The 22,066-nt window shown below is 35.1% G+C and carries 23 protein-coding genes and 1 tRNA gene; 17 read left to right on the top strand and 7 right to left on the bottom strand.

Going from position 1 to position 22,066, the window contains the following annotated elements:
• The first annotated feature begins 122 nt into the window (after positions 1-122).
• Together LPC15_RS01675 and LPC15_RS01670 are read left to right on the top strand one after the other, a co-directional pair.
• Positions 123-653, top strand: a complete 531-nt coding sequence (locus LPC15_RS01675) for a MarC family protein (protein WP_267496967.1) — start codon at positions 123-125, stop codon at positions 651-653.
• 41 nt (positions 654-694) lie between these two features.
• On the top strand, positions 695-1,033 hold the full coding sequence (locus tag LPC15_RS01670) for a winged helix-turn-helix domain-containing protein (protein WP_229234976.1): 339 nt from the start codon (positions 695-697) through the stop codon (positions 1,031-1,033).
• Between the two features lie 38 nt (positions 1,034-1,071).
• Here the strand turns inward: LPC15_RS01670 and LPC15_RS01665 are convergent, their stop codons facing one another.
• From LPC15_RS01665 to LPC15_RS01655, 3 genes are all read right to left on the bottom strand, one after another.
• Positions 1,072-2,202, bottom strand: coding sequence for a DUF2117 domain-containing protein (locus LPC15_RS01665; protein WP_229234975.1), 1,131 nt, complete (start codon positions 2,200-2,202; stop codon positions 1,072-1,074).
• A gap of 35 nt (positions 2,203-2,237) precedes the next feature.
• Positions 2,238-2,312 (bottom strand) — tRNA-Pro (locus LPC15_RS01660).
• A 1-nt stretch (position 2,313) separates the two neighbouring features.
• Positions 2,314-2,868 (bottom strand): helix-turn-helix domain-containing protein, encoded by a 555-nt coding sequence (locus LPC15_RS01655; RefSeq protein ID WP_229234974.1) that lies wholly within the window; start codon positions 2,866-2,868, stop codon positions 2,314-2,316.
• Positions 2,869-2,963: 95 nt separating this feature from the next.
• Between LPC15_RS01655 and LPC15_RS01650 the strand changes: the two genes are divergently transcribed.
• From LPC15_RS01650 to LPC15_RS01635, 4 genes are read left to right on the top strand one after another with little or no spacing between them, the layout of a single operon-like run.
• Positions 2,964-3,983 (top strand): ABC transporter substrate-binding protein, encoded by a 1,020-nt coding sequence (locus tag LPC15_RS01650; RefSeq protein WP_229234973.1) that lies wholly within the window; start codon positions 2,964-2,966, stop codon positions 3,981-3,983.
• Positions 3,984-4,005: 22 nt separating this feature from the next.
• Positions 4,006-4,770, top strand: coding sequence for an ABC transporter permease (locus LPC15_RS01645; RefSeq protein ID WP_229234972.1), 765 nt, complete (start codon positions 4,006-4,008; stop codon positions 4,768-4,770).
• 5 nt (positions 4,771-4,775) lie between these two features.
• Entirely contained in the window at positions 4,776-5,540 is a 765-nt protein-coding gene (locus LPC15_RS01640; protein ID WP_229234971.1) for an ABC transporter ATP-binding protein, read from the top strand.
• A 30-nt stretch (positions 5,541-5,570) separates the two neighbouring features.
• On the top strand, positions 5,571-6,599 hold the full coding sequence (locus LPC15_RS01635) for an S-methyl-5-thioribose-1-phosphate isomerase (protein WP_229234970.1): 1,029 nt from the start codon (positions 5,571-5,573) through the stop codon (positions 6,597-6,599).
• Positions 6,600-6,667: 68 nt separating this feature from the next.
• Here LPC15_RS01635 and LPC15_RS01630 read toward each other — a convergent pair whose 3' ends face one another.
• Positions 6,668-7,039: a hypothetical protein gene (locus LPC15_RS01630; RefSeq protein WP_229234969.1), complete on the bottom strand. Its 372-nt coding sequence runs from the start codon at positions 7,037-7,039 to the stop codon at positions 6,668-6,670.
• A 182-nt stretch (positions 7,040-7,221) separates the two neighbouring features.
• On the opposite strand from LPC15_RS01630, the gene carA reads away from it, so the two are divergent.
• From carA to LPC15_RS01575, 11 genes are all read left to right on the top strand, one after another.
• Entirely contained in the window at positions 7,222-8,277 is a 1,056-nt protein-coding gene (gene carA, locus LPC15_RS01625; RefSeq protein ID WP_229234968.1) for a glutamine-hydrolyzing carbamoyl-phosphate synthase small subunit, read from the top strand.
• Positions 8,278-8,294: 17 nt separating this feature from the next.
• The gene (carB, locus tag LPC15_RS01620) at positions 8,295-11,492 is read left to right on the top strand and encodes a carbamoyl-phosphate synthase large subunit (protein ID WP_420709491.1); all 3,198 of its coding nucleotides are present in this window, start codon (positions 8,295-8,297) and stop codon (positions 11,490-11,492) included.
• Positions 11,493-11,535: 43 nt separating this feature from the next.
• Complete coding sequence (locus LPC15_RS01615; RefSeq protein ID WP_229234966.1) at positions 11,536-12,711, top strand: redox-regulated ATPase YchF; 1,176 nt, start codon at positions 11,536-11,538, stop codon at positions 12,709-12,711.
• The gene (coaBC, locus tag LPC15_RS01610; protein ID WP_229234965.1) at positions 12,708-13,958 is read left to right on the top strand and encodes a bifunctional phosphopantothenoylcysteine decarboxylase/phosphopantothenate--cysteine ligase CoaBC; all 1,251 of its coding nucleotides are present in this window, start codon (positions 12,708-12,710) and stop codon (positions 13,956-13,958) included. Before LPC15_RS01615 ends, coaBC begins: the two co-directional genes overlap by 4 nt.
• Positions 13,942-14,799 (top strand): pantoate kinase, encoded by an 858-nt coding sequence (locus LPC15_RS01605; RefSeq protein WP_229234964.1) that lies wholly within the window; start codon positions 13,942-13,944, stop codon positions 14,797-14,799. Before coaBC ends, LPC15_RS01605 begins: the two co-directional genes overlap by 17 nt.
• A gap of 43 nt (positions 14,800-14,842) precedes the next feature.
• Entirely contained in the window at positions 14,843-15,553 is a 711-nt protein-coding gene (locus tag LPC15_RS01600; RefSeq protein ID WP_229234963.1) for a hypothetical protein, read from the top strand.
• 256 nt (positions 15,554-15,809) lie between these two features.
• Positions 15,810-17,045 carry a peptide chain release factor aRF-1 gene (gene prf1, locus LPC15_RS01595; RefSeq protein WP_229234962.1) on the top strand — a complete coding sequence of 412 codons (1,236 nt, stop codon included), beginning with the start codon at positions 15,810-15,812 and terminating at the stop codon, positions 17,043-17,045.
• On the top strand, positions 17,042-18,751 hold the full coding sequence (gene argS, locus LPC15_RS01590; RefSeq protein WP_229234961.1) for an arginine--tRNA ligase: 1,710 nt from the start codon (positions 17,042-17,044) through the stop codon (positions 18,749-18,751). Before prf1 ends, argS begins: the two co-directional genes overlap by 4 nt.
• 56 nt (positions 18,752-18,807) lie before the next feature.
• Positions 18,808-18,987, top strand: a complete 180-nt coding sequence (locus LPC15_RS01585; RefSeq protein WP_229234960.1) for a hypothetical protein — start codon at positions 18,808-18,810, stop codon at positions 18,985-18,987.
• 21 nt (positions 18,988-19,008) lie between these two features.
• Positions 19,009-19,941, top strand: a complete 933-nt coding sequence (gene mch / locus LPC15_RS01580; RefSeq protein ID WP_229234959.1) for a methenyltetrahydromethanopterin cyclohydrolase — start codon at positions 19,009-19,011, stop codon at positions 19,939-19,941.
• A complete protein-coding gene (locus tag LPC15_RS01575; RefSeq protein ID WP_229234958.1) occupies positions 19,938-20,543 on the top strand; it encodes a hypothetical protein in 606 nt (201 codons plus the stop codon). The genes mch and LPC15_RS01575 overlap by 4 nt, the downstream gene beginning before the upstream one ends.
• A 100-nt stretch (positions 20,544-20,643) precedes the next feature.
• Here the strand turns inward: LPC15_RS01575 and LPC15_RS01570 are convergent, their stop codons facing one another.
• Genes LPC15_RS01570 through LPC15_RS01560 form a run of 3 tightly spaced genes read right to left on the bottom strand, consistent with a single transcriptional unit; the run spans position 20,644 to position 22,051 of the window.
• Positions 20,644-21,297: a DUF1847 domain-containing protein gene (locus LPC15_RS01570; protein ID WP_229234957.1), complete on the bottom strand. Its 654-nt coding sequence runs from the start codon at positions 21,295-21,297 to the stop codon at positions 20,644-20,646.
• A 42-nt stretch (positions 21,298-21,339) separates the two neighbouring features.
• Positions 21,340-21,636, bottom strand: coding sequence for a hypothetical protein (locus tag LPC15_RS01565; RefSeq protein ID WP_229234956.1), 297 nt, complete (start codon positions 21,634-21,636; stop codon positions 21,340-21,342).
• A complete protein-coding gene (locus tag LPC15_RS01560) occupies positions 21,620-22,051 on the bottom strand; it encodes a PAS domain-containing protein (protein ID WP_229234955.1) in 432 nt (143 codons plus the stop codon). The genes LPC15_RS01565 and LPC15_RS01560 overlap by 17 nt, the downstream gene beginning before the upstream one ends.
• Positions 22,052-22,066: the final 15 nt, after the last annotated feature.

Below are 22,066 nucleotides of genomic sequence, written 5' to 3'. Positions count from 1 at the left end.
TAAATAGAAAAACATAGATTTGCTGGATCAATATATGGATATAATAAACGAGTTTTTGTTGGCTTTTATCCCTCTCTTTATCGTAGTTGATCCATTTGCAGGATTAACTTTTTTTTTTAACGATATGCCCACCAAACGAGCCTCAAAAAGTAAAAAACAGATTAATAAGACAATCTTGCACATTTGCTTTTATATTACTTGTTTTATTTGCTTTTTTAGGGAATATAATACTTAATTTTTTAGGAATTTCTATATATGCACTTAAAATAACAGGAGGAATTTTGTTATTAGAGATAGGTATGAGTATGCTCTATAAAGGGGATAAATCACTATTTCAAAAATCGTCTGAGGCACCTCCATCCTACCTAGATGATATCGCTATTGTACCATTAGGAACACCTATGTTGGCTGGACCTGGAGCTATATCTTTGGTGATTGTTCTTATGCAGACGACGCAATGGTATATAACGATAACAGCTATCGTCTTAACGATATTAATCGCTGCATTTATGTTCTATCTGGCTACTAATATATATAAATTGCTTGGAGAACGAGGAATACGTATATTAACTAGAGTATTAGGATTTTTAACCGCAGCATTGGCGATAGAGTATATGTTGTCTGGATTGAAGATGTGGATCGATACATGGTAGATTACCAAGTTATATATACTAATATTGATAAAATGTAATCTATGGATAAAGATGAACTATCAATAGAAATAAAAAAATGGGCAGAAAAGATGAGAAAAGAGGGCAAGATGGAAAATCCAACAAAAGATCATAAAATAGCATTAGATGCCCTTCAAAACCCGTTAAGGAGAGATTTGTTAAAATTTATTGGTACGTCCAGTGGAAAAACCATAGATGAGATAACAAAAGAGTTTAAGATGGATCTTACGCAAACAAAGTACCATCTCGGTATGCTTGAAAAATCGTTATTTATTGAGCATAAGGATGATCTGTATATATTAACACCAAGAGGTAAAGGTTATATCAATGCTGTCGATTGGTGGGGTTATGATATAGAATGAGATAATAAGCCAAAATTATAAACGATATTTACGGATATCTATTCCATAAAAGTATAAAAATCCCTCATTGGAAGGCGTTTAATAAGTAAACCTTTACACTTTAATAACTCAGATATCCTCTCTTTGATATTATCAAAAGGTACGTTTATCAATCTTGATTCATTAAACAATTCGTTGAAGACGATCTTTCCTGCATCGTCATCCTTTTTAACGATAAAAACTTCTGACTCTTCGTGAACATGTACATTATTCAACAATTTGTCGCGATCCTGGTCTATTATTCCAATAACAGGAATTTTAAACCTATATGCAATATCGGATACTACAGAGGTGGTATCATCGCCAACACTTATCAATCCTTTACAATTTCTTATAATACTATATATATCATATCCGGCATGATCTAAAAAACCGATTCCCATTTGGTTAAGATCTTTCTGATCCAAAACTCTCGGATGGTAGTACATATCATAATCTCTTAAAGATTTAGTCGTATCTATTTTTATTTTATCCAACTCGATACGCATATTACTTAATTTTTCTAAAGACTCTTTTTTAGGCGATAAATTCTTAATCTCGACTATCTTTCCTCCTTTCTCTACAATGATAACATCATCGGAGATTGCTCTACCTACATTTATCCCATTGATCAGGACGAAATCACCTGGTTCGACAGCCAAAACTTTTCTAAATGTTTCCTCTCCGACTTTCCATAATACTTTACCAAACTCTGGTGGATCTTTTATAATTAGAGAAAAATTGGTAACGAGTTCTTTTATTACATTATCTATATCCTTTTTATCATGATTTATAAACCATGGAATTAAAAGACTGCTAGAAAACTCTATCTGAATTAAAGAGAGAGTGGACGGTATATCTGCCCTATTTATGACATGCCAGCAGTAAGCAAGACCACTATTAGGGTTCTTAGAATAAGTAGCGATTATAACAAGATCGTTCTTTTTTGCAAGTTTGGATATGCACAAAGATGATCTTAAATTTTCTACATGCACAATATCTTCCAAAAAATTGTCAAAACATGCGGTAGAACCCATAGGTCCGTTTACTAATGCTTCTAATCTACCAAGAGATGCTGAAAATTTTATTAAATCTTTTGCTAAACCCTTATCAAATATCTTCGAACCATGAAAGAATATACCGATATTCATCTTATATTAAAAATAATTATAAAATCTTTAATTTATGGGGTAGGGCAGATTCGAACTGCCGTCCGAGCGTCCCAAACGCCCGAGGATCGACCAGGCTACCCTACTACCCCATTAAAACCGTGCTATCTTCCTAGCAACCACTTTTATTGCATTATGAATACTTTCATGAGGTACTATCGTAGCGATAGGTATCGAGACGATCTTTTCAATGGTTGGACTTATTATAGGCGCACATACCAATCCTGCTGCCCCGTCTCTCTCCGCCTTTATTGCAGATATGATAGCATCTTCCATCGTGAAGGCTGCATATTCCCTTATTTTATAAGTAACATCGTTGATAGTAATCCCGTCCATTATTGCCTCGTCTAATACCGATCTTGCAGCAATCACCGCGATGAACTTTCCTTTTTGTGTTTTGCTTTTTTCTAAAGCAAAACAGATCTTTTGCAACGTCTTAATACTCGGTTTTCTCTCTCCTGACAGTATCTTATATAAAGTACTGGCAGATGTCTCAGATATCTTGCTGAATTCTAAGATGCTATTATACTTTTCTTTTATTATACTATTTAAAGTATTTCTAAACTCCTCATCGGATATAATAATACTCCTTAAAAGTCTATCGATATCATCCATTATATCATCCATTATTACATATAATCTGTACAACTAGTATTAAAAGATATCTAAAAATAACACAATGAGATAATAAAATAGTATAAACATCAAAAATTATATATTATATAAACTATTAAACAACAAGCATGAATATGAATAAAAAATTGATATTATCGTTAGCTATAATAGCCGTAGTATCTCTTATATTAATCTTTTTATTAATTGGTTTGCAACCGGACAAAAAGACTGAGATAGTTATAGGCTACCAACCTAGCACACATCATGCAGCATTAATGGTAGCAGCAGAAAAAGGTTGGTGGGAAGATGATTTAAAACAGTTTGGTATAGAGAGCATCGAATTTAAAAAATTTGCATCAGGTCCGCCAGAGATGGAAGCATTACAATATGGTAAAATAGATGCTGCATACACAGGATCAGCACCTGTTGTATCACATCTATACGAAGGAATGGATGCAAAAATTGTAGCTGCAGTGCAGATACAAGGATCTGGATTGGTCGTTCGTTCTGAATTAGCAGAAAATTATACCGGACCGGAATCATTGAGAGGTATGGTTATAGCAACTTATCCACCAGGATCGATACAGTATACTATTCTTACAAAATGGTTGTCAGATAATGGATTGAATCTAAATAAGGATGTTATAATAAAAGATATGGGTCCTGCTGAGGCAGTCTCGGCACTTATATATGGACATATAGATGCTGTCTTTCTTCCATCACCACATCCTGAGATAGCAGAAAAACAGGGTGCTGGAAAAGTGGTAGAATGGTCGGGCGATATGTGGCCCGGTCATGCGTGCTGCTGTCTTGCAGTATCGGAAGAATTAATAAAAAATGATTCGGAAATCGTAGAACAGATCGTAAAAACACACATTAGGGCTACAGAATATGTAAAAGACCATCCAGAAGAAGTTGCTGGTATTATAGCTAAATGGATTGGAACGGATGAAGATGTTGTGTTACAGTCTATACGAGAGAGTGATATGGAATGGATATATGATCCATATAAACAGGTAGAATCGGTAGAAAAGTATGCAGAAGTAATTTATAATTTAAATAGGGATCGATACGAGCGAAGAGGATACAGTTTGTTAAAAGAGCATGATATTTTTGATTTTAGATTCTATGACAATATGACAAGGTAATTGATAAAAAATGATGGGGAAGATGAGAAAAAAATGGGTATGGCTAATACCACTGATCATAGCAATCATTCTCTGGGAAGTTATAGCAATTATCATAAACGATCCAAGTCTACTCCCTAGATTTTCAATGGTTATCATCTCTTTCTATGAGCTTGCCATTAAAGGTTATCTGCATCCGGATATATCAATGAGTCTATACCATTTTGGTATTGGATTACTGGCAGCATTTTGTGTAGGTGTTCCGTTAGGTATTTTAATGGGTTGGTTTAAAAAGATATTTATATTATTAGATCCGGTAGTTGAGTTAATAAGACCTATTCCTCCTTTGGCATGGATACCTTTAATTATTGCATGGATTGGTCTAACTCACCATGCAGCAGGGTTTATTATATTCATAGGAGCGCTTTTTCCTATAATGATCTCTACTTATACTGGAATCAAGGATACACCAAAAGTATTGATAGATACAGGTAAAGTCTTAGGATGTACAACAGATCTTAAAATGATAAGATATATCGCTCTTCCCTATTCTCTACCATCGATCGCTACCGGAACAAAGATGGGAATGGGAGTAGGATGGATGTGTGTAGTTGCAGCCGAGATGTTTGGAGTCAGTGAGAGCGGGCTTGGGTATAGATTGTTTTCAGAGTTTTATCAATGGAACCAGCTTGATTATGTCATAGCTTATATGCTACTAATAGGGATTATTGCTCTTATTTTAGATCGTTTATTCAGATATTTTGTAGAGGATAAACTCTTTAAATGGAAAAAAGGGATCGTGAAGTGAGGTAGATGAGTAGATATCTTGTACTGGATAAAGTAACAAAGATATACGATTCGAATAATGAAAAAGTCCATTCTTTAATCGATATTTCTTTAGAAGTAGAACCTAACGAGTTTTTATGTGTTATCGGTCCTTCTGGATGTGGTAAGACAACATTATTGCGATTGATTGCCGGTTTAGATACTCCGACTACTGGGAAGATCATGCTTGACGGAATGAATATTGATGGTCCATCCCCCGAGAGAGGTATGGTATTTCAAGAGTTTTCTCTATTTCCATGGCGGAATGTCTTAAAGAACGTAGAGTTCGGATTAGAGATTCTCGGATTTGAAAACAAGAGAGAGATTGCAGAGCATTATTTAAGCCTTGTCGGATTGAACAAAGTAAAAAACAAATATCCTTATGAACTTTCAGGTGGAATGAAACAAAGAGTAGCGATAGCAAGATCTATCGCAACGAATCCATCTATATTATTGATGGATGAACCTTTTGGTTCTTTAGATGCCCAGACGAGAAATATTATACAGGATGAGTTATTAAAAATATGGGAGATAGAAAAAAAGACTGTCATCTTCGTAACGCATAGCGTTGATGAGGCACTTTACTTGGCAGATAGGATTATAATCATGTCTAGAAGCCCGGGAAGGATTATAGAAGAGATAAAAGTAGATGTGAAACGACCAAGGGAGAGGACGGATCCGACAATCGTCAAAGAGAGATACAGAATATTAAAATTACTCGGTGTAGAGATCAAAAAGATTGCAAATGTTTAAAAATAGTAGTAATTTTATAATATGAGATCTATGAATAATAGAACGATCTGGTGGAATTATTCTGTAAACTGTATCGAGATGATAGATCAGACGAAACTACCATTAAAATTAGATATAATAAAATGTTTAACTATAGATTCTCTGATAGATGCAATAAAATCTTTGTCTATAAGAGGAGCACCTGCATTAGGGGCAGCTGGTGGATATGGTGTAGCTTTGTCATCATTTTCGTATGATGGGGCGAATGTAGAAGAATTAAAAAATATATTGATATCTGACTCTTTAAAGATAAAGAACTCCAGACCTACAGCTATAAATCTCTCTTGGGGTGTAGATAGAGTATTAAACAAAATTTTAAGAGAAAAGAAGATAGAGGAGATAAGAAAGGATGCTTTAAACGAGGCTGAAAGGATAGCCGATGAAGATATCGTAATAAACAAGATGATAGGAAGGAATGGTGCCGCCTTGTTGGAGGATGGGGATACGGTATTGACCCATTGTAATGCGGGTAGGCTCGCATGTGTCGGATGGGGGACTGCTTTGGGTATCGTTAGAAGTGCTGTAGAGATGGGTAAGGATATAAAAGTTGTTGCATGCGAAACAAGACCTTTAAACCAAGGAGGTCGATTGACTACATGGGAATTAATGAATGATGGGATAGATGTGAGATTGATCACGGATTCTACTGCAGGAATGGTAATGCGAAAAAAGATGGTAGATAAAGTGATAGTAGGTGCTGATAGGATTACAAAAGATGGTGTATTCAATAAGATCGGTACATATACCCATGCTGTATTGGCAAAGGAGAATGGTATTCCTTTTTATGTAGCCGTTCCATTATCAACATTCGATAGGAGTAAAAGGGAGGAAGAAGTAATCATAGAAGAACGAGATGCGGATGAATTAAGGATGATCAACGGGAGTTATATAGCACCGAAAGATGTTAAAGTATTCAACCCAGCGTTTGATTTTACCCCCATTAAATATGTCAAGGCGCTGATAACTGAAAAAGGCGTATTCAATACGTGTAAACTTGTTGATATTATTAAAAACGATTGATAGGTTATGCAGAATACCAAAAAAATAAAAAAGATTTAATAATTTTAAATTTTAAAGATTAAATCTGTTTACTCTCTTGCCATGCTGAATATAGCCTTCAATGCGACTACCAAAGCAGCTGGAGCGACAAATACTGCTATGTAGTTGATGATAGATTCTATATAGCCACCTACATACGGAATAAGAAGCAACAATCCACCAAGTGTGTTGAGGATAACGAGAGCTACTGATGCTATCAAAAAATCGGCTACTTCTTCTTGTGCTATATTTAATAGACCGACGATCAGGCCTAATATTACTAATGTTAAGATAACCCAGCCATATGTATCCATTGTAATTATCTCTGCACCTGTAAGCAAACCCATTATTATGGCTATCACGAAAGCTACCAAGAACGCTATTCTTCCTATAAAATTCAATGTTTTTCTCGTTTCCACCATTTATATAACCCCCTTTTACGTGTCAGTATTATTAAATAATACCTAATTATAAAATATATATTAGTCTTATTTATAATTATCGTTTTTGATAATATAAATAAGTACAAAAACTATTTAAGTTATAATTAATATCAGGATTCGTTAAATCTTATAAAAGTTTGAAATCTTTAAGGGGGAATATTTTGAATGCAATTTTGGCAATGGAGGATGGTACGATCTATAATGGTAAGGGGATTGGTAATAGAAAATTAGTAACAGGTGAGATTGTTTTTACAACTGCTATGACTGGATATGAAGAATCTTTGACAGATCCTTCGTTTAAAGGACAGATCTTACTTTTTACATATCCTTTGATAGGAAATTACGGAGTTAATAAAGATAGATTTCAATCTGATCGTATCCAAGCTGAAGGAGTGGTGGTTAGAGAGTTTTGTGATACCCCTTCAAATATAAAAGAGTTGATAAGAGAAGAAGGTAAGTTAGGAATATCAGATATTGATACGCGAGACATTACCATAAAAATTAGAGATCAAGGGGTTATGAGAGCTTGCCTTGCGATTGGTGATTATAATGATGAGGAAGTATTGGATGCCGCAAAATCTGCGCCTTATATAAGTGATCTTGACCTGATTGAGCAGGTTTCTTGTAAAGATAAATATAGGGTGCGAGGAGATGGGAAGAAGATAGCCGTATTGGACCTTGGTATTAAGAGGAGTATAATAAAATATCTTGCAGATAATGGATTCGATCTTTATATTTATCCACATAACACGACCGTAAAAGAGATTGATGAATGTGAACCGGATGCTATCTTCTTTTCCAATGGTCCTGGTGATCCAAAAAAAGCAAAAAATGCAATAAATATTGTCAAACATTTTTTAGGAATTAAACCTTTGATAGGTATCTGTTTAGGCCATCAAATCGTATGTTTAGGAGCGGGTGGAGATACATATAAACTCAAGTTTGGGCATCGAGGAGGAAATCATCCCGTCAAAAATCTTAAGACAGGAAACGTATTTATTACATCACAAAACCATGGGTTCGCGGTAGATGAGAATTCTTTTGATAAAGATAGCAAGATAGAGATAACAGAGATCAATGTAAATGATAATACGGTAGAGGGATTACATAGCAATTATTTAAATATTTTAACCGTTCAATACCATCCAGAGGCTACTCCTGGCCCGCAGGATAGCAAAAAAAAATTTTTATATGATTTAAAAAGAATAATAATGTGAGAGAATATGGAATAGATATGCCGAAACGAAGCGATATAAAGAAGGTATTATTAATAGGATCTGGGCCTATACAGATAGGACAGGCAGCAGAATTTGATTATTCTGGATCGCAAGCATGTAAAGTATTAAAAGAGGAGGGGATAAGCGTTGTCTTGATTAATTCAAACCCTGCAACGATCATGACCGATCCTGATATGGGAGATAAGATATACATAGAACCTATAGATGCCGATATAATCTCAAAGATTATTGAAAAAGAGCGGCCTGATGGATTAATTGCAGGTTTTGGAGGTCAAACGGCTTTAAATGTTTCTGCAGAACTTAAAGAACGGGGAATAATTGATAAATATGGCATAAAATTTTTAGGGACATCATTTGATTCTATTTTAAATACAGAAGACCGAAACAGGTTTAAAAATCTTATGATGCAGATAAAAGAGCCGATTCCGAAGAGTAAAGCGATAAATTCTATTGAGGAGGCGATAGCCGCATCTGAATCTCTTGGTTTTCCAATAATTATAAGACCTGCATATACTTTAGGTGGAACGGGAGGAGGCATTGCTAATAATTTAAAAGAGTTAAAAAGTATCGTGAGAGGCGGATTGAACAAATCTAGGATACATCAAGTACTTTTAGAAGAGAGCATCGGTGGTTGGAAGGAGATAGAGTATGAAGTGATACGGGATGCAAAAGATACATGTATCACCGTATGTAATATGGAGAATATAGACCCAATAGGGATACATACGGGTGAATCGATAGTAGTAGCACCGTCTCAAACGTTGACAGACATGGAATACCAGATGTTGAGAACCGCATCCTTAAAGATAATAAGAGCTTTAAAGGTTGAAGGAGGATGCAATATTCAATTTGCTCTTAAAAACGGAGAATATAGGGTAATTGAAGTAAATCCTCGTGTATCCAGATCTTCAGCCCTTGCATCAAAGGCAACAGGTTATCCTATCGCAAGAGTCGCTGCAAAAATCGCGATAGGCTTGAATCTTGACGAGATCCAGAATGATGTTACTAAAACGACATTTGCATCTTTCGAGCCTGCAATGGATTATATCGCTGTAAAAATACCAAGATGGCCATTTGATAAGTTTCCTCAGGCAGATAACAGATTAACAACACATATGAAGAGTACCGGTGAGACTATGGCGATAGGACGAACTTTTGAAAGTGCTTTAATGAAAGCGTTACGGTCTTTGGATATTTTTGAGAATATATTGACAGAATATAGTAAAGAAGATGCAGAAAGACATATAAGTCTCCCGACAAACGAGCGCATCTTTGCAATATTCGATTCGCTGAGGAAAGGATACTTTAGCATAGATGAGATAGTCAATATGACAAATATCGATCCATTCTTCGTGGAAAAGATTAAAAAAATTATAACAATGGAAGAAAATCTTAAAAAAGATCTTAAAACGAATTTTGCCAAGGCAAAAAGGATGGGGTTTGCCGATGAGACAATAGCAAGGATAACCGGTAAGAAGATAGATGAGATTTACAGATTAAGAGAAGAAGATATCAATATTACATATAAAATGGTTGATACCTGTTCGGCAGAATTTGAGGCAAAAACGCCTTATTATTATTCTACTTATGAGAAAAGTTGCGAGTTAGTTCCATCCGATAAAAAAAAGGTTTTGATAGTTGGATCGGGTCCTATAAGGATAGGGCAAGGTATAGAATTTGATTATTGTACCGTTCATGCAGTAATGGCATTAAAAGAAGAGAATATCGAGACACATATTATAAATAATAATCCAGAGACGGTCTCTACAGATTATGATACATCGGATAAATTATTTTTTGATCCGATAAGTGTAGAAGATGTCATAAACATCATCGAGAAAGAGAGATACTATGGAGTAATGGTACAGTTTGGCGGACAGACATCTGTCAATCTTGTAATTCCGCTAAAAGAAGAGATTGAGAGAAGAAGATTGGATACTAAGATATTAGGGACTTCTCCTGAAGATATAAACATTGCAGAGGATAGAGATCTCTTCAGTGCATTTTTGAAAAGGTTGAATATCAATCAGCCAAAGAACGGTATTGCAAAATCGTTTGAAAATGCAAAAAAAGTTGCAAAAGAGGTAGGATATCCTGTTCTTGTTAGGCCGTCTTACGTTCTTGGCGGAAGGGCTATGGAGATTGTGTACGACGAGGAAGATCTCGAGAAGTATATGAAAGAGGCAGTGAAGGTAACGCGAGAACATCCCGTACTGATAGATAAATTCTTGGAGAATGCGATAGAGATAGATGTTGATCTTGTCTCAGACGGATCAGATGTCTTGATTGGTGCCATAATGGAACATATAGAAGAGGCAGGAATTCATTCTGGAGATTCTGCATGCGTGATTCCATCACAATCTCTTACAAAAAGAGAGATAGAGGAGATAGAACGGATTTCTAGAGAGATTGCATTAAATTTAAAGATAATCGGTTTATTGAACATACAGATGGCAATAAAAGACGGCGAAATTTATGTTTTAGAGGCAAATCCGAGAGCTAGTAGAACCATACCATTTGTTAGCAAGGCAACGGGTATTCCTCTGGCAAAAATTGCGGCAAAATGCATGATAGGTCGTAATCTGAGAGAGATGGGATATTTGGATAAAAAAGGAGATATAAAAAGGCATGTTGCAGTTAAAGAGGTAGTCTTACCTTTTGATATGCTAGACGAAATAGATCCTGTATTAAGCCCTGAGATGAAGAGTACAGGAGAGGTAATGGGAATAGATTATAAACTTGGTCTAGCCTTTTTTAAAGCAGAGCTTGCTGCAAATAACGAATTACCAATAAACGGCACCATTTTTATATCTGTTTGTGATGAATTAAAAGAAAAAATAGTAGATTTAAGCAAGAGACTAAAAGATTATGGATTTTCTATAATAACAACAAGAGGAACTGGAGAATACCTATATGAACACGGAGTGGAGACTATTAATGTTAAAAAAGTAAATGAGGGCAGCCCTAACATATTGGATATGATAGAAAGAAGAGATGTATCACTTATAATAAACATACTATCGTCTAAAAGATCGAGAAAAGATGATTACTCTATTAGAAAGGCTGCGATAGGTTTAAAAATACCATATATAACGACAGTACAGGCAGCAAAAGCAGCAGTAGATGCTATCGAGATACTAAAATATGATAAGATGGCGATAAAATCTTTAAAAGAGTATATCTCTGATTTTTAATCGAAAGGTATTTATTTTTATATACTGATCTATATTTTGTTTTATGATCAAGATAGGTATAGCAGGCAAACCGAATAGTGGGAAATCGACTTTCTTTAAATCGGCTACGCTTATCGATATAGCGATAGCAAATTATCCGTTCACGACTATAGATGCAAATCATGGTATCGCATTTGTAAGAAGTATATGCCCTTGCACCGAGCTGGATACAAGATGTGGACATTGTAAAGATGGAAATAGGTTTACCCCTATAGAGATGATCGATGTTGCAGGGCTGGTACCGGATGCACATCAAGGAAAAGGATTGGGCAATGAATTTTTGGACAATCTTAGAGAGGTTGATGCCATTATTGATGTAATAGATGCGTCCGGATCTACGGATGAGTATGGAAATATCGTAGGAATTGGCAGATACGATCCATTAAAAGAGGTTGATTTCATAGAGAGAGAGCTTTCTATGTGGTTATATAATATCATACACAGGGATTGGAATAAAATTAGCAGAAAGATGAGGATGGATGGATTAAACGTTTTTTTTGATAAATTGGCCAGTCTCAAGATAAATAGACAAGATACGATCGATTTAATAAATAAGATGGATTTACCGGATGAGGTTTATCGATGGAGCGACGAGGAACTCATGCGCTTCTCTAATCAGCTTATAAAAAAGAGTAAACCTATCTTGATAGTGGCAAACAAAGTTGATATAACACCCGAAGAAAATATTGAAAAATTAAAAAGACTTAAGGATAAAGGATATAATGTCGTATTAACAACGGCAGAGGGAGAATTGGCATTAAGGCTGGCAGAAAAGAATGGTATAATTAAATATATTCCAGGTGATAAAGATTTTGAGATATTAAATATAAAAAAATTGAATAAAAAACAATTGAACGCTTTAAATTTAATAAAAGATATAATGAGGAAATTTGGGGGTACCGGGGTACAAGAGGCTATTAATACCGTGGTATTTAATCTGAATATGATAAAGGTATATCCGGTGGAAAACGAGAAAAAATGGACCGATAAAAATGGTAATATTCTTCCAGACTCGTTTTTGTTAAAAAGAGGATCTACTCCGAGAGATCTGGCATATCAGGTACATAGTGAAATAGGAGAAAGCTTTCTTTTTGCAATAGATGCTAGAAAAAACGTGCGAGTGGGAGAAAATTATGAATTGAAAGAGAACGATATTATAAAGATCGTATCGACAAAATGAATGAGAACAACGACCGAGGTTTTCATCCTACCTTAAGGATAAAAGGGACAAAGAGCAGAGCATTGATAGGAAAGAAGATAGTAGTAGGTGTCACAGGTAGCGTTTCCGCGGTAAGAATAGTAGAGTTATGTAGAGAACTGATAAGGTACGGTGCAGATGTCTATGTTGCTATGACCGATGATGCAAAAAACATTATTCATCCTTATACACTTCATTATGCATCAGGTCACGAAGTAATTGAAAGACTGGTAGGTAGAATTGAACATATAGAGTTTTTAGGGATGGACGGAGAGGCTGATTTGTTATTAATAGCACCTGCAACATCTAATACGATAAACAAGATAGCAGGGGGTATAAGCGATACTACGATCACACTTTTTGCAAATACGGCGCTCGGGTCTAATATTCCTGTAGCAATAGTCCCTGCGATGCATGAATCTATGTATCGAAATCCTATTCTGCTCGAAAATATTGAAAAATTAAAAAAATTAGGTATAACTTTTATAGGACCAAGAATAGAGGAGGGGAAGGCAAAGATAGCAAAGAACGATGAGATCGTTCTTCATGTAGAACATATCCTATCAAAGAAGGTACTTAAAGGTAAAAGAGTTTTGATAACGAGCGGGGCAACGGTAGAGCCGATAGATCCTATACGTATCATAACAAATCGTGCATCTGGTAAGACCGGAGAGGAATTGGCTAAAGAGTGTTTTAAAGAGGGGGCAAAGGTTACGGTAGTACATAAGGGAAATATCGATATTATCGGCATAGACGAGATATATGTGGAGAGTGCAGAAGAGATGTATGATGCAGTCATTAATGAATTAAATCTTAAGAAATATGATATTTTCATAAGTGCGGCTGCCATATCTGATTATATTGTAAATAAATCAAATACAAAAATCTCTTCTAATAAAGAAGTTATATTACGGCTCAAACCGGCAAAAAAATTAATAAAAGATGTCAAAGAGAGATTTCCTGAACTTATAGTAGTGGGATTTAAAGCAGAGACGAATTTGGAGGTAAAAGAATTGATCGACAGAGCAATTGCCAAGAAAGATGAGACAAAGATGGAGTTGATAGTTGCCAATGATGTAGGAAGAGGAGGTATGGGCACACCGGATAACGATGTGTACATCATAAAGAGCAGAGATGATATAAAACATGTCCAAGGTCCTAAAAAGATAATAGCAGAAAAAATAGTATCAAAATTATCCGAGATCTTGAAAGATGACCGAGTTTTCTGAATCATACTCTCCGTCTCACATAACCGGATTTTTTTCGGCGGATAACAATTTAAACCCGAAAAAAAAAGGTGCAATGGGGGCAGGAATAATTTTGAAGGATGGATGTATCACAAAAGCAGAGAAGAACAATAGTGAAGAGATAAAAATATACATTAATGGTGTGGAAGACGAGGCAAAAACGTCCCGTTATGTAGCACTTAAAATTTTAAAAAACGAGGGAGTAAAGATTAGTTCTAATTTTGATGTTCCCATTAAAGGTGGGTTTGGTGCCAGCGCTGCTGGTGCTATAAGTACTGCGCTCGCTTTAAATAAACTTTATTCAAAAAATTTAACTTTCAACAAATTATCAGAGATAGCACATATTGCAGAGGTAGAAAATAAGACAGGACTGGGAGATGTAGATGCAATTTCTGTTGGTGGTGGGCTTGTTATGCGTAAAAAGGGAGGATCGGTAAATTATGGATCTTTCGATATAATACCTGTTGAGGAGAAAAAGGTTGGTTATATCCTCATTAAAGAGATCTGCACAAAAGATATTCTTGAAGATGGAAAGATTATGGGTATGATTAACAAGGTGGGAAAAGAAAAGCTAAAGAGTCTTCTTAAAAGACCGACTTTAGAAAATTTTATGAAGTTATCTTGCGAGTTTTCATCTGAAATAGGGCTGGTAGATGGAAAGATAAAAGATGCGATCGAGGACGTAATAACAAATGGTGGTCTTGCGAGTATGGCTATGATCGGCGGGACGGTATTTGCAATTAACAAGTACGACTGTCTTAGAGACCATGGAGTATTGCACGAGACAGAGATAATGTTTGGAAGATCACATATCATCAGATAAAAAAGATTAATATAGACGATTATCAAACAATTTTAGGATAAATATGGCTAATATACCATTATCTCACCCTAGATACAGATCTATGATTGTTAGAGAAAAATTAGTAAAAGCATATGAAGATGATTTATTAAATGATAATGATTTGATAGATTTTGGTAAAGAAGAGGCAGTGGATTATTTTTTAGGTGAAAAAACAACAAAGATAGCATATATATCCTATATTGTTGCTATCATTGATATGATATTGGCTAGAAAGCCTGCTTTGATCTTGGATAATGTATCTTTTATATTGGCAGAAGATATCATCGTAAAGTCTGCTTCTACAAAGTCTTTTTGGGGCGATACGCTTTTATTAGGTTTTAATGAGAACAATTTTAATGAAAGATTATTCAAAAGAGTAGATCTTCCTTATTTCAAATATTCGAGTACAGAAGATATATTTGATCTGGGTATCGACCTATTATTTTGTCATAAAATGGACGGGTCGTTAAAGAATTTAAAAAATGTTAAAAAGATATATTTTGGTTTAAATTTGTTCTCAAATGATTATTATTACTTTAATATTGTTATATTAGATAATATAACTAGATTTTTTACAAATATAGAAAGATTATATCTTAAATTGATTAAAAAGGATAAGAAGATATTAAATAAGATGAGGGTAAGATACAGCAATATAGATTTTTTTAAGGAGTATATCAGAGAGATGATTAATATTAGTATTAAAAAGATGAACGATGATCAGAATATTTAATAAATTCTGAATAAATCTATTAATGATCATAAACCGTTCTCTTTTACGTTAGCAAACTTTTTAAATAAATTCTTTATATGCAATATTTGACAGATCAAGATAGATAAATATAGTTGAACGACGAATTCTTGATGTATTAGACCTTTTGCGTAATTATAGCGCTTAAAAGTTGGTTTATAACGGTAATCATGCGAATTAGGAAAATATCGTAGCTGTATGAGATGGAATATTTTAAAATTAATTTGAGGTTATAATAATGGAAGAATTTTCGGATACTGAGAGATATAGGTTTAAAAGGACTTTAGAAGAGTTAGAAGATATGAAAGGGCAAGGAACAGAGTTATTATCCATTTATATCCCTCCAAACAAACAAATCTCGGACGTTACATCCCAATTGAAGGATGAGATGGGATCTGCCTCTAATATAAAATCAAAATCAACTAGAACAAACGTTCAATCTGCTTTATCATCCGTTATATCTAGGCTTAAATACCATAGAACACCTCCAAAAAATGGGATGGTTATATTTTGTGGTACAATCCAACTTGGAGGAGATAAGACGGATATGAAAACCATAATTATAGAACCTCCTGAGCCTATAACATCATATAGCTATCAATGCAGTTCTGAATTTTATATCGAGCCTTTAAAGGATATGCTAAAAGATAAGAAGACATACGAGCTTCTAGTTTTGGATAGGCGGGAGGCAACCATCGGTATCTTAAAAGGCAAAAAAGTCGAGATATTAAGATATTTAACATCAAATGTACCTGGAAAACAGCGTAAAGGAGGACAGAGTTCTGTAAGGTTCTCAAGATTGAGAGTTATCGCGATAAATGAGTTTTACAAGAGGATAGGCGATGCAGCAAGCGAGATCTATCTTAACGAGAGCTTAGAAAATTTTCAAGGGATCTTTATAGGTGGTCCGAGTCCTACCAAAGAAGATTTTATAAATGGTGAGCACTTGCATTATGAGCTCCAACAGAAGATTTTAGGCGTGTTTGACGTTGCGTACACCGACGAGTCCGGAATCTATGAGCTTGTGGACAAAATAACAGATAGTATAGAAGGATTAGAGATAGCAAAAGATAAGAAGATCGTCAATAGGTTCTTGAAGGAGGTTATAAAAGAGAAAGGATTAGCAACATACGGTGAGAAAGAAGTAAGAAGGAATCTATTGCTAGGTTCAGTAGATACTCTATTGCTTTCGGAAGGATTGAAGAAGGAGAAAGTAACGTTTAAATGTAGTAACTGTGGTAAAGAGGTTACTGAGACGGTGCCGTATCAATCTGTTGTAGAGTCAAAAATATGCGAATGTGGTTCTAATATGGTGATTAAAGATAGAATAGATCTGATTGAAGAGCTGATAAATCTTGCTAGCTCGGTTAGTACTGATGTTGAGATAATATCTTCTGAATCAGAAGAAGGTGCACAATTTTTAAATGCGTTTGGGGGTATAGCAGCAATCCTGCGATATCAAACGGAGGGATGATGTTTCAAAAATTCATTGAAGAGGTATGCGACATTCTCAAGACGGTTGCCAGGGATATGGGTTGGAGTGGTGAAGATCTTTCGCTCGATTATTATGACAAGATTTCGGATGTATCTTCCTCTTTAGCATTCAAGATATCTAGAAAAGATAAAAAAAATCCAAAAAGTGTGGCAGAAGAGATTTATCAAAGATTATCTCTTTTAAAGGACAAATATGATTTAATAGGCGATATAAAACTCATCGGTCCTTACATAAATTTTTATGTTGGTGATAAATTTATATCGGATACTTTAAAAGAGGTCTTGAATAGAAGAGATGATTACGGCTCTTTAAATTACAAAGGGTCCATCGTACTCGAACATACTTCTGCAAATCCAGACGGTCCTCTCCATATAGGCCATTTACGTAATTCTATACTTGGCGACTCTCTTAGAAGAATTTTAAAAAAAGCTGGTTATTCGGTCGACGTTCAATACTACGTTAACGATCTGGGAAGACAGGTTGCAGTGGTGGTATGGGGTATCGAGAATTTAAAGATCACGAACAATAATATAAAGGTAGATCATTGGATATCACAGATTTATATCAAGGCAAACAGATTAATCGAAGAAGACAATGACTTCAGCAATAATAATAAAGATATAGATATCCTCTTAAGAAAGTTTGAGGACGGAGATAAAGATGTTATTGAAAAGTTTGATTTTGTCGTTGTTCAGTGTTTAAGAGGAATCGAGCAGACATTGAACGAGCTGGAAATATATATAGATGAGTACGTACGAGAGAGCCAATTTATATTCAATGGCGATGTTGAAAGGATAATATCTCGTTTAAAAGATACGGAGTATGCTTATTTTGATAATGGTGCTTTATTGTTAGATTTAAGTTCTTTTGGATTTGAGAAGGATTTTGTTGTTACACGAAGCAACGGAACATCGCTGTATTCTACTCGAGACCTTGCATATCACGCCTGGAAAGCAAGACGATACGACGATATGATCGATATATTGGGAGCCGATCATAAATTGATATCAAGCCAATTAAAGACGGTATTGCGTATTTTAGGATATAAAGAGCCGAAAGTAGTAATATTTGAATTCATCTCGCTACCTGAAGGATCTATGAGTACAAGAAGAGGAAAATTCGTATCAGTTGATGAATTATTAGAGAAAGTAAGGGAGCAGGCGTATTTAGAGGTTAGTAAGAGAAGAGAAGATATAACAGAATTAGAAAAAAAAGAGATCGCTAATATGGTAGCTATCGGTGCGGTAAGGTATGATATCATTAAAATTTCTCCGGATAAACCAACTACATTTGATTGGCGGGATGCTTTAAACTTTGATAAAAGAGGGGCACCATTCATTCAGTATTCTCATACCAGGGCTTGTAGCATACTTAAAAAAGGTGGAGATTTCAGTAATCCTAATTTTGATCTATTAAGAGATCAAAACGAGATCGATCTTATAAAACTCATATCACGTTATCCTTTAATTATAAAAGAGGCTACAGATAACCTGAGACCAAATATCCTTGCCAATTATTCCAGAGAATTGGCAGAACAATTCAACCAGTTTTATAAGGATGTACCAGTACTTAATGCTGCCACCGAAGAATTAAGGTCTGCACGGTTAGCCTTAGTAGACGCTTTTAGAATTGTGATAAAGGATTCTCTAAGCCTTCTTGGTATATCTTCACCTGAGATTATGTAAGTCGCAAATATTATATAAAGATAGAGATATTTAATCGGTTTAAAAAGTGATATATTATGAGTGATAAGAGAATAATTACGTTAGAAAAGGAGAAAGAGACTAAAAATACGATACGATACAAGGAGATCGAGACGGAAGGGTCTCCATTAATTATGAAAACAGCGTATATACAGAAAGAGACATTTAAACAAGGAAAAATCCCTGAAAAAATAAGTATAACGATAGAATGGGAGTAAAAAACGAAGGATGTAGATAATATGATCAGTGTAAACGAAGGTGCATTGGAGATAGTCGAATCTATGTTAGATTGGGAAGAAGAACTCAATCTTTCAGTAAATGAGATGAAAAGTGGATCTATAGTTATAGATTGTGGTGTAAACGTAAAAGGGAGCTACCAGCTTGGTACTATGTTCACCGAGATATGTATGGGCGGACTTGGAACTGCAAACATCGTCATGGATAAGATAAAAGATATACCTTTTCCTTTTATTAATGTAACTGTAAATCATCCTGCTATATCATGTTTGGCATCTCAAAAGGCAGGATGGAGCATAAAAGTCGGTAATTATTCTACTATGGGTTCAGGACCTGCCAGAGCATTGGCTTTAAAACCAAAAGACGTTTATGAACGGATAGATTATGAAGACGATTCAGATTATGGTATTATAGCTTTGGAAGCGGATGCATTGCCAGATGATGATGTTATGAGATACATTGCAGATGCCTGTGATATAGATCCGTCTAACCTTTATGCGATAGTTGCACCTACAAGAAGCCTTGTCGGATCTATACAAATATCTGGTCGGGTGGTAGAGAATGCTCTTCATATACTTGACGAGTTTGGATACGATGTGACGAAAGTAGAGAACGGTGTAGGTTTTTCTCCTATAGCTCCTATTAAAAAAGATGCGATGGGTGTTACAAACGATTGTAACATCTACTACGGATCTGTTTATATAACTGTAGATGGTTACGATGAGGTCTTTTCAAAGGTTCCATCCATCAATTCTAAAGACTACGGTAAACCGTTTGCTAAAATATTCAAAGATGCCGGGTATGACTTCTTCAAAATAGACGAATTCTTATTTGCACCAGCGAATATCGTGGTAAACGATAAAAAAACGGGTGAAGTGTACCATTTTGGACGATTAAATCAGGATATAATATTAAACTCGTTCGGAGTAAAATGATTAATCGAGATTTGAAATTTTTAGGTGAGAACGATATAATTCATGCTACACTTTATGAGAGGTCTTCAGACAAAGGGGTAATTCTTGCCCCCCCTCATCCTCTCTTAGGAGGATGCCGGTGTGATATGCGTCTTGTAGAGATAGCAGGAAACCTTTATGATGAAGGTATATCGGTATTGGCGATCGATTATAGATCAGAATATAGCGGAGGTTTAGGTGAAATTAAAGATGTTAAATCTGCGATAGATTTCGTTGGATGGAAAGAGATATCTTTAGTAGGATACTCTTTTGGAGCGACTGTCGTCTCTAATATAGTAGATGATAGAATAAAGTCTCTCGTCTTAATCTCGATAGTAAAAAAGATAGGAGATATCGAGGCGAAAATTGATACATATTATAGAAAATTGTTTATACACGGTAATAAAGATAACATAGCCCCTTTCGAAGAATTTTTAGAGTTATATAAGGAAGCTGCTGGAGAAAAACGATGTATTGTCTATGATACAGACCATTTTTATTTAGGATTCATAGAAGAGGTCGCAAAAAGCGTCTCTGATTACATTATGAACGTTTTTGATGATTTCCAATCTAATAATATCTAACTATTCGACGTAACATAGTAAGTGAACGTGTCGCGAGTCAGCTCTTCATAATTGCCTTGCATATTATATCAAAATCTTCCTTTGTTATTCTTATCGAGGATTATAATCTAAAATAGTAAGAGTGGTGGGTGTATAGAGCGGCAAGAGGATTGTGACCTAATAATCTATCTTTTGCTGCAAGAACCGTCGTTGGCGCATTGCTATACTTAAAGAACAAAGAATCATGCCCGACGCAAAGCCCTAAAACGATGTTAAATTCGCTTTTTTCATTATTAAGTATAGCCGCCTGTGTTATGGGGTTACACATCGATTCATGTCTTCCAGGTACTATCTTATCTTCATCGTTCAAACCAACGTATTCTTTATCAAACGCACCACATTTACAACAGACGGATAGGACGTCAAAACCCCTATCTTCCAAAATCTTTGTAAAATTCGATGTCTCCTCCTTTAGCCCGATACAAAATGCGATCCCCAACCTCTTATATCCCATCTTCTCCGCAAATTCCATGATCTCTTCAATCCTGCACTTGATAGGATGGATCACATCGGATGGTCTTAAGTATCCATCCTTTTCTTGCTTTGCAGATGCTTGGTAAAATTTTAATAACTCTCCACTGTATTCTTTCATCGCTTCTTCTATTACTTCTTTCTTGTTTATCATCGGACAAAATTTTGGTTTCTTTGCATCTGGATCCGAATAACATGGATTTTTTAAACATTTTGCACACATAGATTTGATCTCTTCTTTCATATTTTTTCCTCTATATTTATCTATATTGTTATCCGATAAGATTCATACATCGTACCTCTTATTTTTGTCGTATTCATCTACAAACTTTTTTGCATATTTCATATACTCTGTATTCTTACCCAATTTTATCGACTTTTTTATATTTTCTACTATATACCTCTCTTCAGACGGGACAATTTTCTCTATTAATCTTTCCGCATCTAATTTTTTGAACGTATCCATATCGTATCCAAAATCTTCCTCAAAAAGTGGACTTATGAATCGGATTGTATCTTTTTCATCCAATACTAATAAAGTATCAGGATAAAATTCTAAAACAGATTCAAGATAGTTTACCATCCTTTTGATCTTTTTCCCTCTTTTTGAGCTCTGTTACATCCGTGGCAGTCATTATAATATTTGTTACGTTTCCTTTTTCATCCTTCAGTGCTGAGAAGTTAAGAATAACAGGCATCTCAACTCCATCCCCACGTATGCTTACTACCTCACAACTCGAGTATTCTTCTTTTCTACAACGCTCTAGAGCCTCCCTTATGGCTGATATAGAATCCTCTGTATGTGATTTTTCTACTGATGATCCTATCACTTCTTCTCTTGAACACATATGGAAGCGCTCGAATGCCTCGTTCACATCTAAGCGTTTTCCGTTTGGATCTGAAATAGACATAGGTACAGGAACTTTTCTTACCAGCTCACGATTAAACGATTCTAATTTTTTGAGCTCTTCTTCCCGCTCTTTTGTAGTAGAGATCATTTTGTTTATATTCTC

The sequence above is a fragment of the Candidatus Methanoliparum sp. LAM-1 genome (genome assembly GCF_020885915.1).
GTDB classification, from domain to species: Archaea; Halobacteriota; Methanoliparia; order Methanoliparales; family Methanoliparaceae; genus Methanoliparum; species Methanoliparum thermophilum.
Note: the sequence above shows the minus strand (reverse complement) of the source record. Positions and strands in the feature narration are given on the sequence as shown.

Excerpts from the sequence above, each read along its gene's own strand:
- LPC15_RS01670 (WP_229234976.1), top strand. The coding sequence starts at position 695 with ATGGATAAAGATGAACTATCAATAGAAATAAAAAAATGGGCAGAAAAG.
- LPC15_RS01665 (WP_229234975.1), bottom strand. The coding sequence starts at position 2,202 with ATGAATATCGGTATATTCTTTCATGGTTCGAAGATATTTGATAAGGGT.
- LPC15_RS01650 (WP_229234973.1), top strand. The coding sequence starts at position 2,964 with ATGAATATGAATAAAAAATTGATATTATCGTTAGCTATAATAGCCGTA.
- LPC15_RS01645 (WP_229234972.1), top strand. The coding sequence starts at position 4,006 with ATGAGAAAAAAATGGGTATGGCTAATACCACTGATCATAGCAATCATT.
- LPC15_RS01640 (WP_229234971.1), top strand. The coding sequence starts at position 4,776 with ATGAGTAGATATCTTGTACTGGATAAAGTAACAAAGATATACGATTCG.
- LPC15_RS01635 (WP_229234970.1), top strand. The coding sequence starts at position 5,571 with ATGAATAATAGAACGATCTGGTGGAATTATTCTGTAAACTGTATCGAG.
- LPC15_RS01630 (WP_229234969.1), bottom strand. The coding sequence starts at position 7,039 with ATGGTGGAAACGAGAAAAACATTGAATTTTATAGGAAGAATAGCGTTC.
- carB (WP_420709491.1), top strand. The coding sequence starts at position 8,295 with ATGCCGAAACGAAGCGATATAAAGAAGGTATTATTAATAGGATCTGGG.
- LPC15_RS01615 (WP_229234966.1), top strand. The coding sequence starts at position 11,536 with ATGATCAAGATAGGTATAGCAGGCAAACCGAATAGTGGGAAATCGACT.
- coaBC (WP_229234965.1), top strand. The coding sequence starts at position 12,708 with ATGAATGAGAACAACGACCGAGGTTTTCATCCTACCTTAAGGATAAAA.
- LPC15_RS01605 (WP_229234964.1), top strand. The coding sequence starts at position 13,942 with ATGACCGAGTTTTCTGAATCATACTCTCCGTCTCACATAACCGGATTT.
- LPC15_RS01600 (WP_229234963.1), top strand. The coding sequence starts at position 14,843 with ATGGCTAATATACCATTATCTCACCCTAGATACAGATCTATGATTGTT.
- prf1 (WP_229234962.1), top strand. The coding sequence starts at position 15,810 with ATGGAAGAATTTTCGGATACTGAGAGATATAGGTTTAAAAGGACTTTA.
- argS (WP_229234961.1), top strand. The coding sequence starts at position 17,042 with ATGATGTTTCAAAAATTCATTGAAGAGGTATGCGACATTCTCAAGACG.
- LPC15_RS01585 (WP_229234960.1), top strand. The coding sequence starts at position 18,808 with ATGAGTGATAAGAGAATAATTACGTTAGAAAAGGAGAAAGAGACTAAA.
- mch (WP_229234959.1), top strand. The coding sequence starts at position 19,009 with ATGATCAGTGTAAACGAAGGTGCATTGGAGATAGTCGAATCTATGTTA.
- LPC15_RS01575 (WP_229234958.1), top strand. The coding sequence starts at position 19,938 with ATGATTAATCGAGATTTGAAATTTTTAGGTGAGAACGATATAATTCAT.
- LPC15_RS01570 (WP_229234957.1), bottom strand. The coding sequence starts at position 21,297 with ATGAAAGAAGAGATCAAATCTATGTGTGCAAAATGTTTAAAAAATCCA.
- LPC15_RS01565 (WP_229234956.1), bottom strand. The coding sequence starts at position 21,636 with ATGGTAAACTATCTTGAATCTGTTTTAGAATTTTATCCTGATACTTTA.
- LPC15_RS01560 (WP_229234955.1), bottom strand. The coding sequence starts at position 22,051 with ATGATCTCTACTACAAAAGAGCGGGAAGAAGAGCTCAAAAAATTAGAA.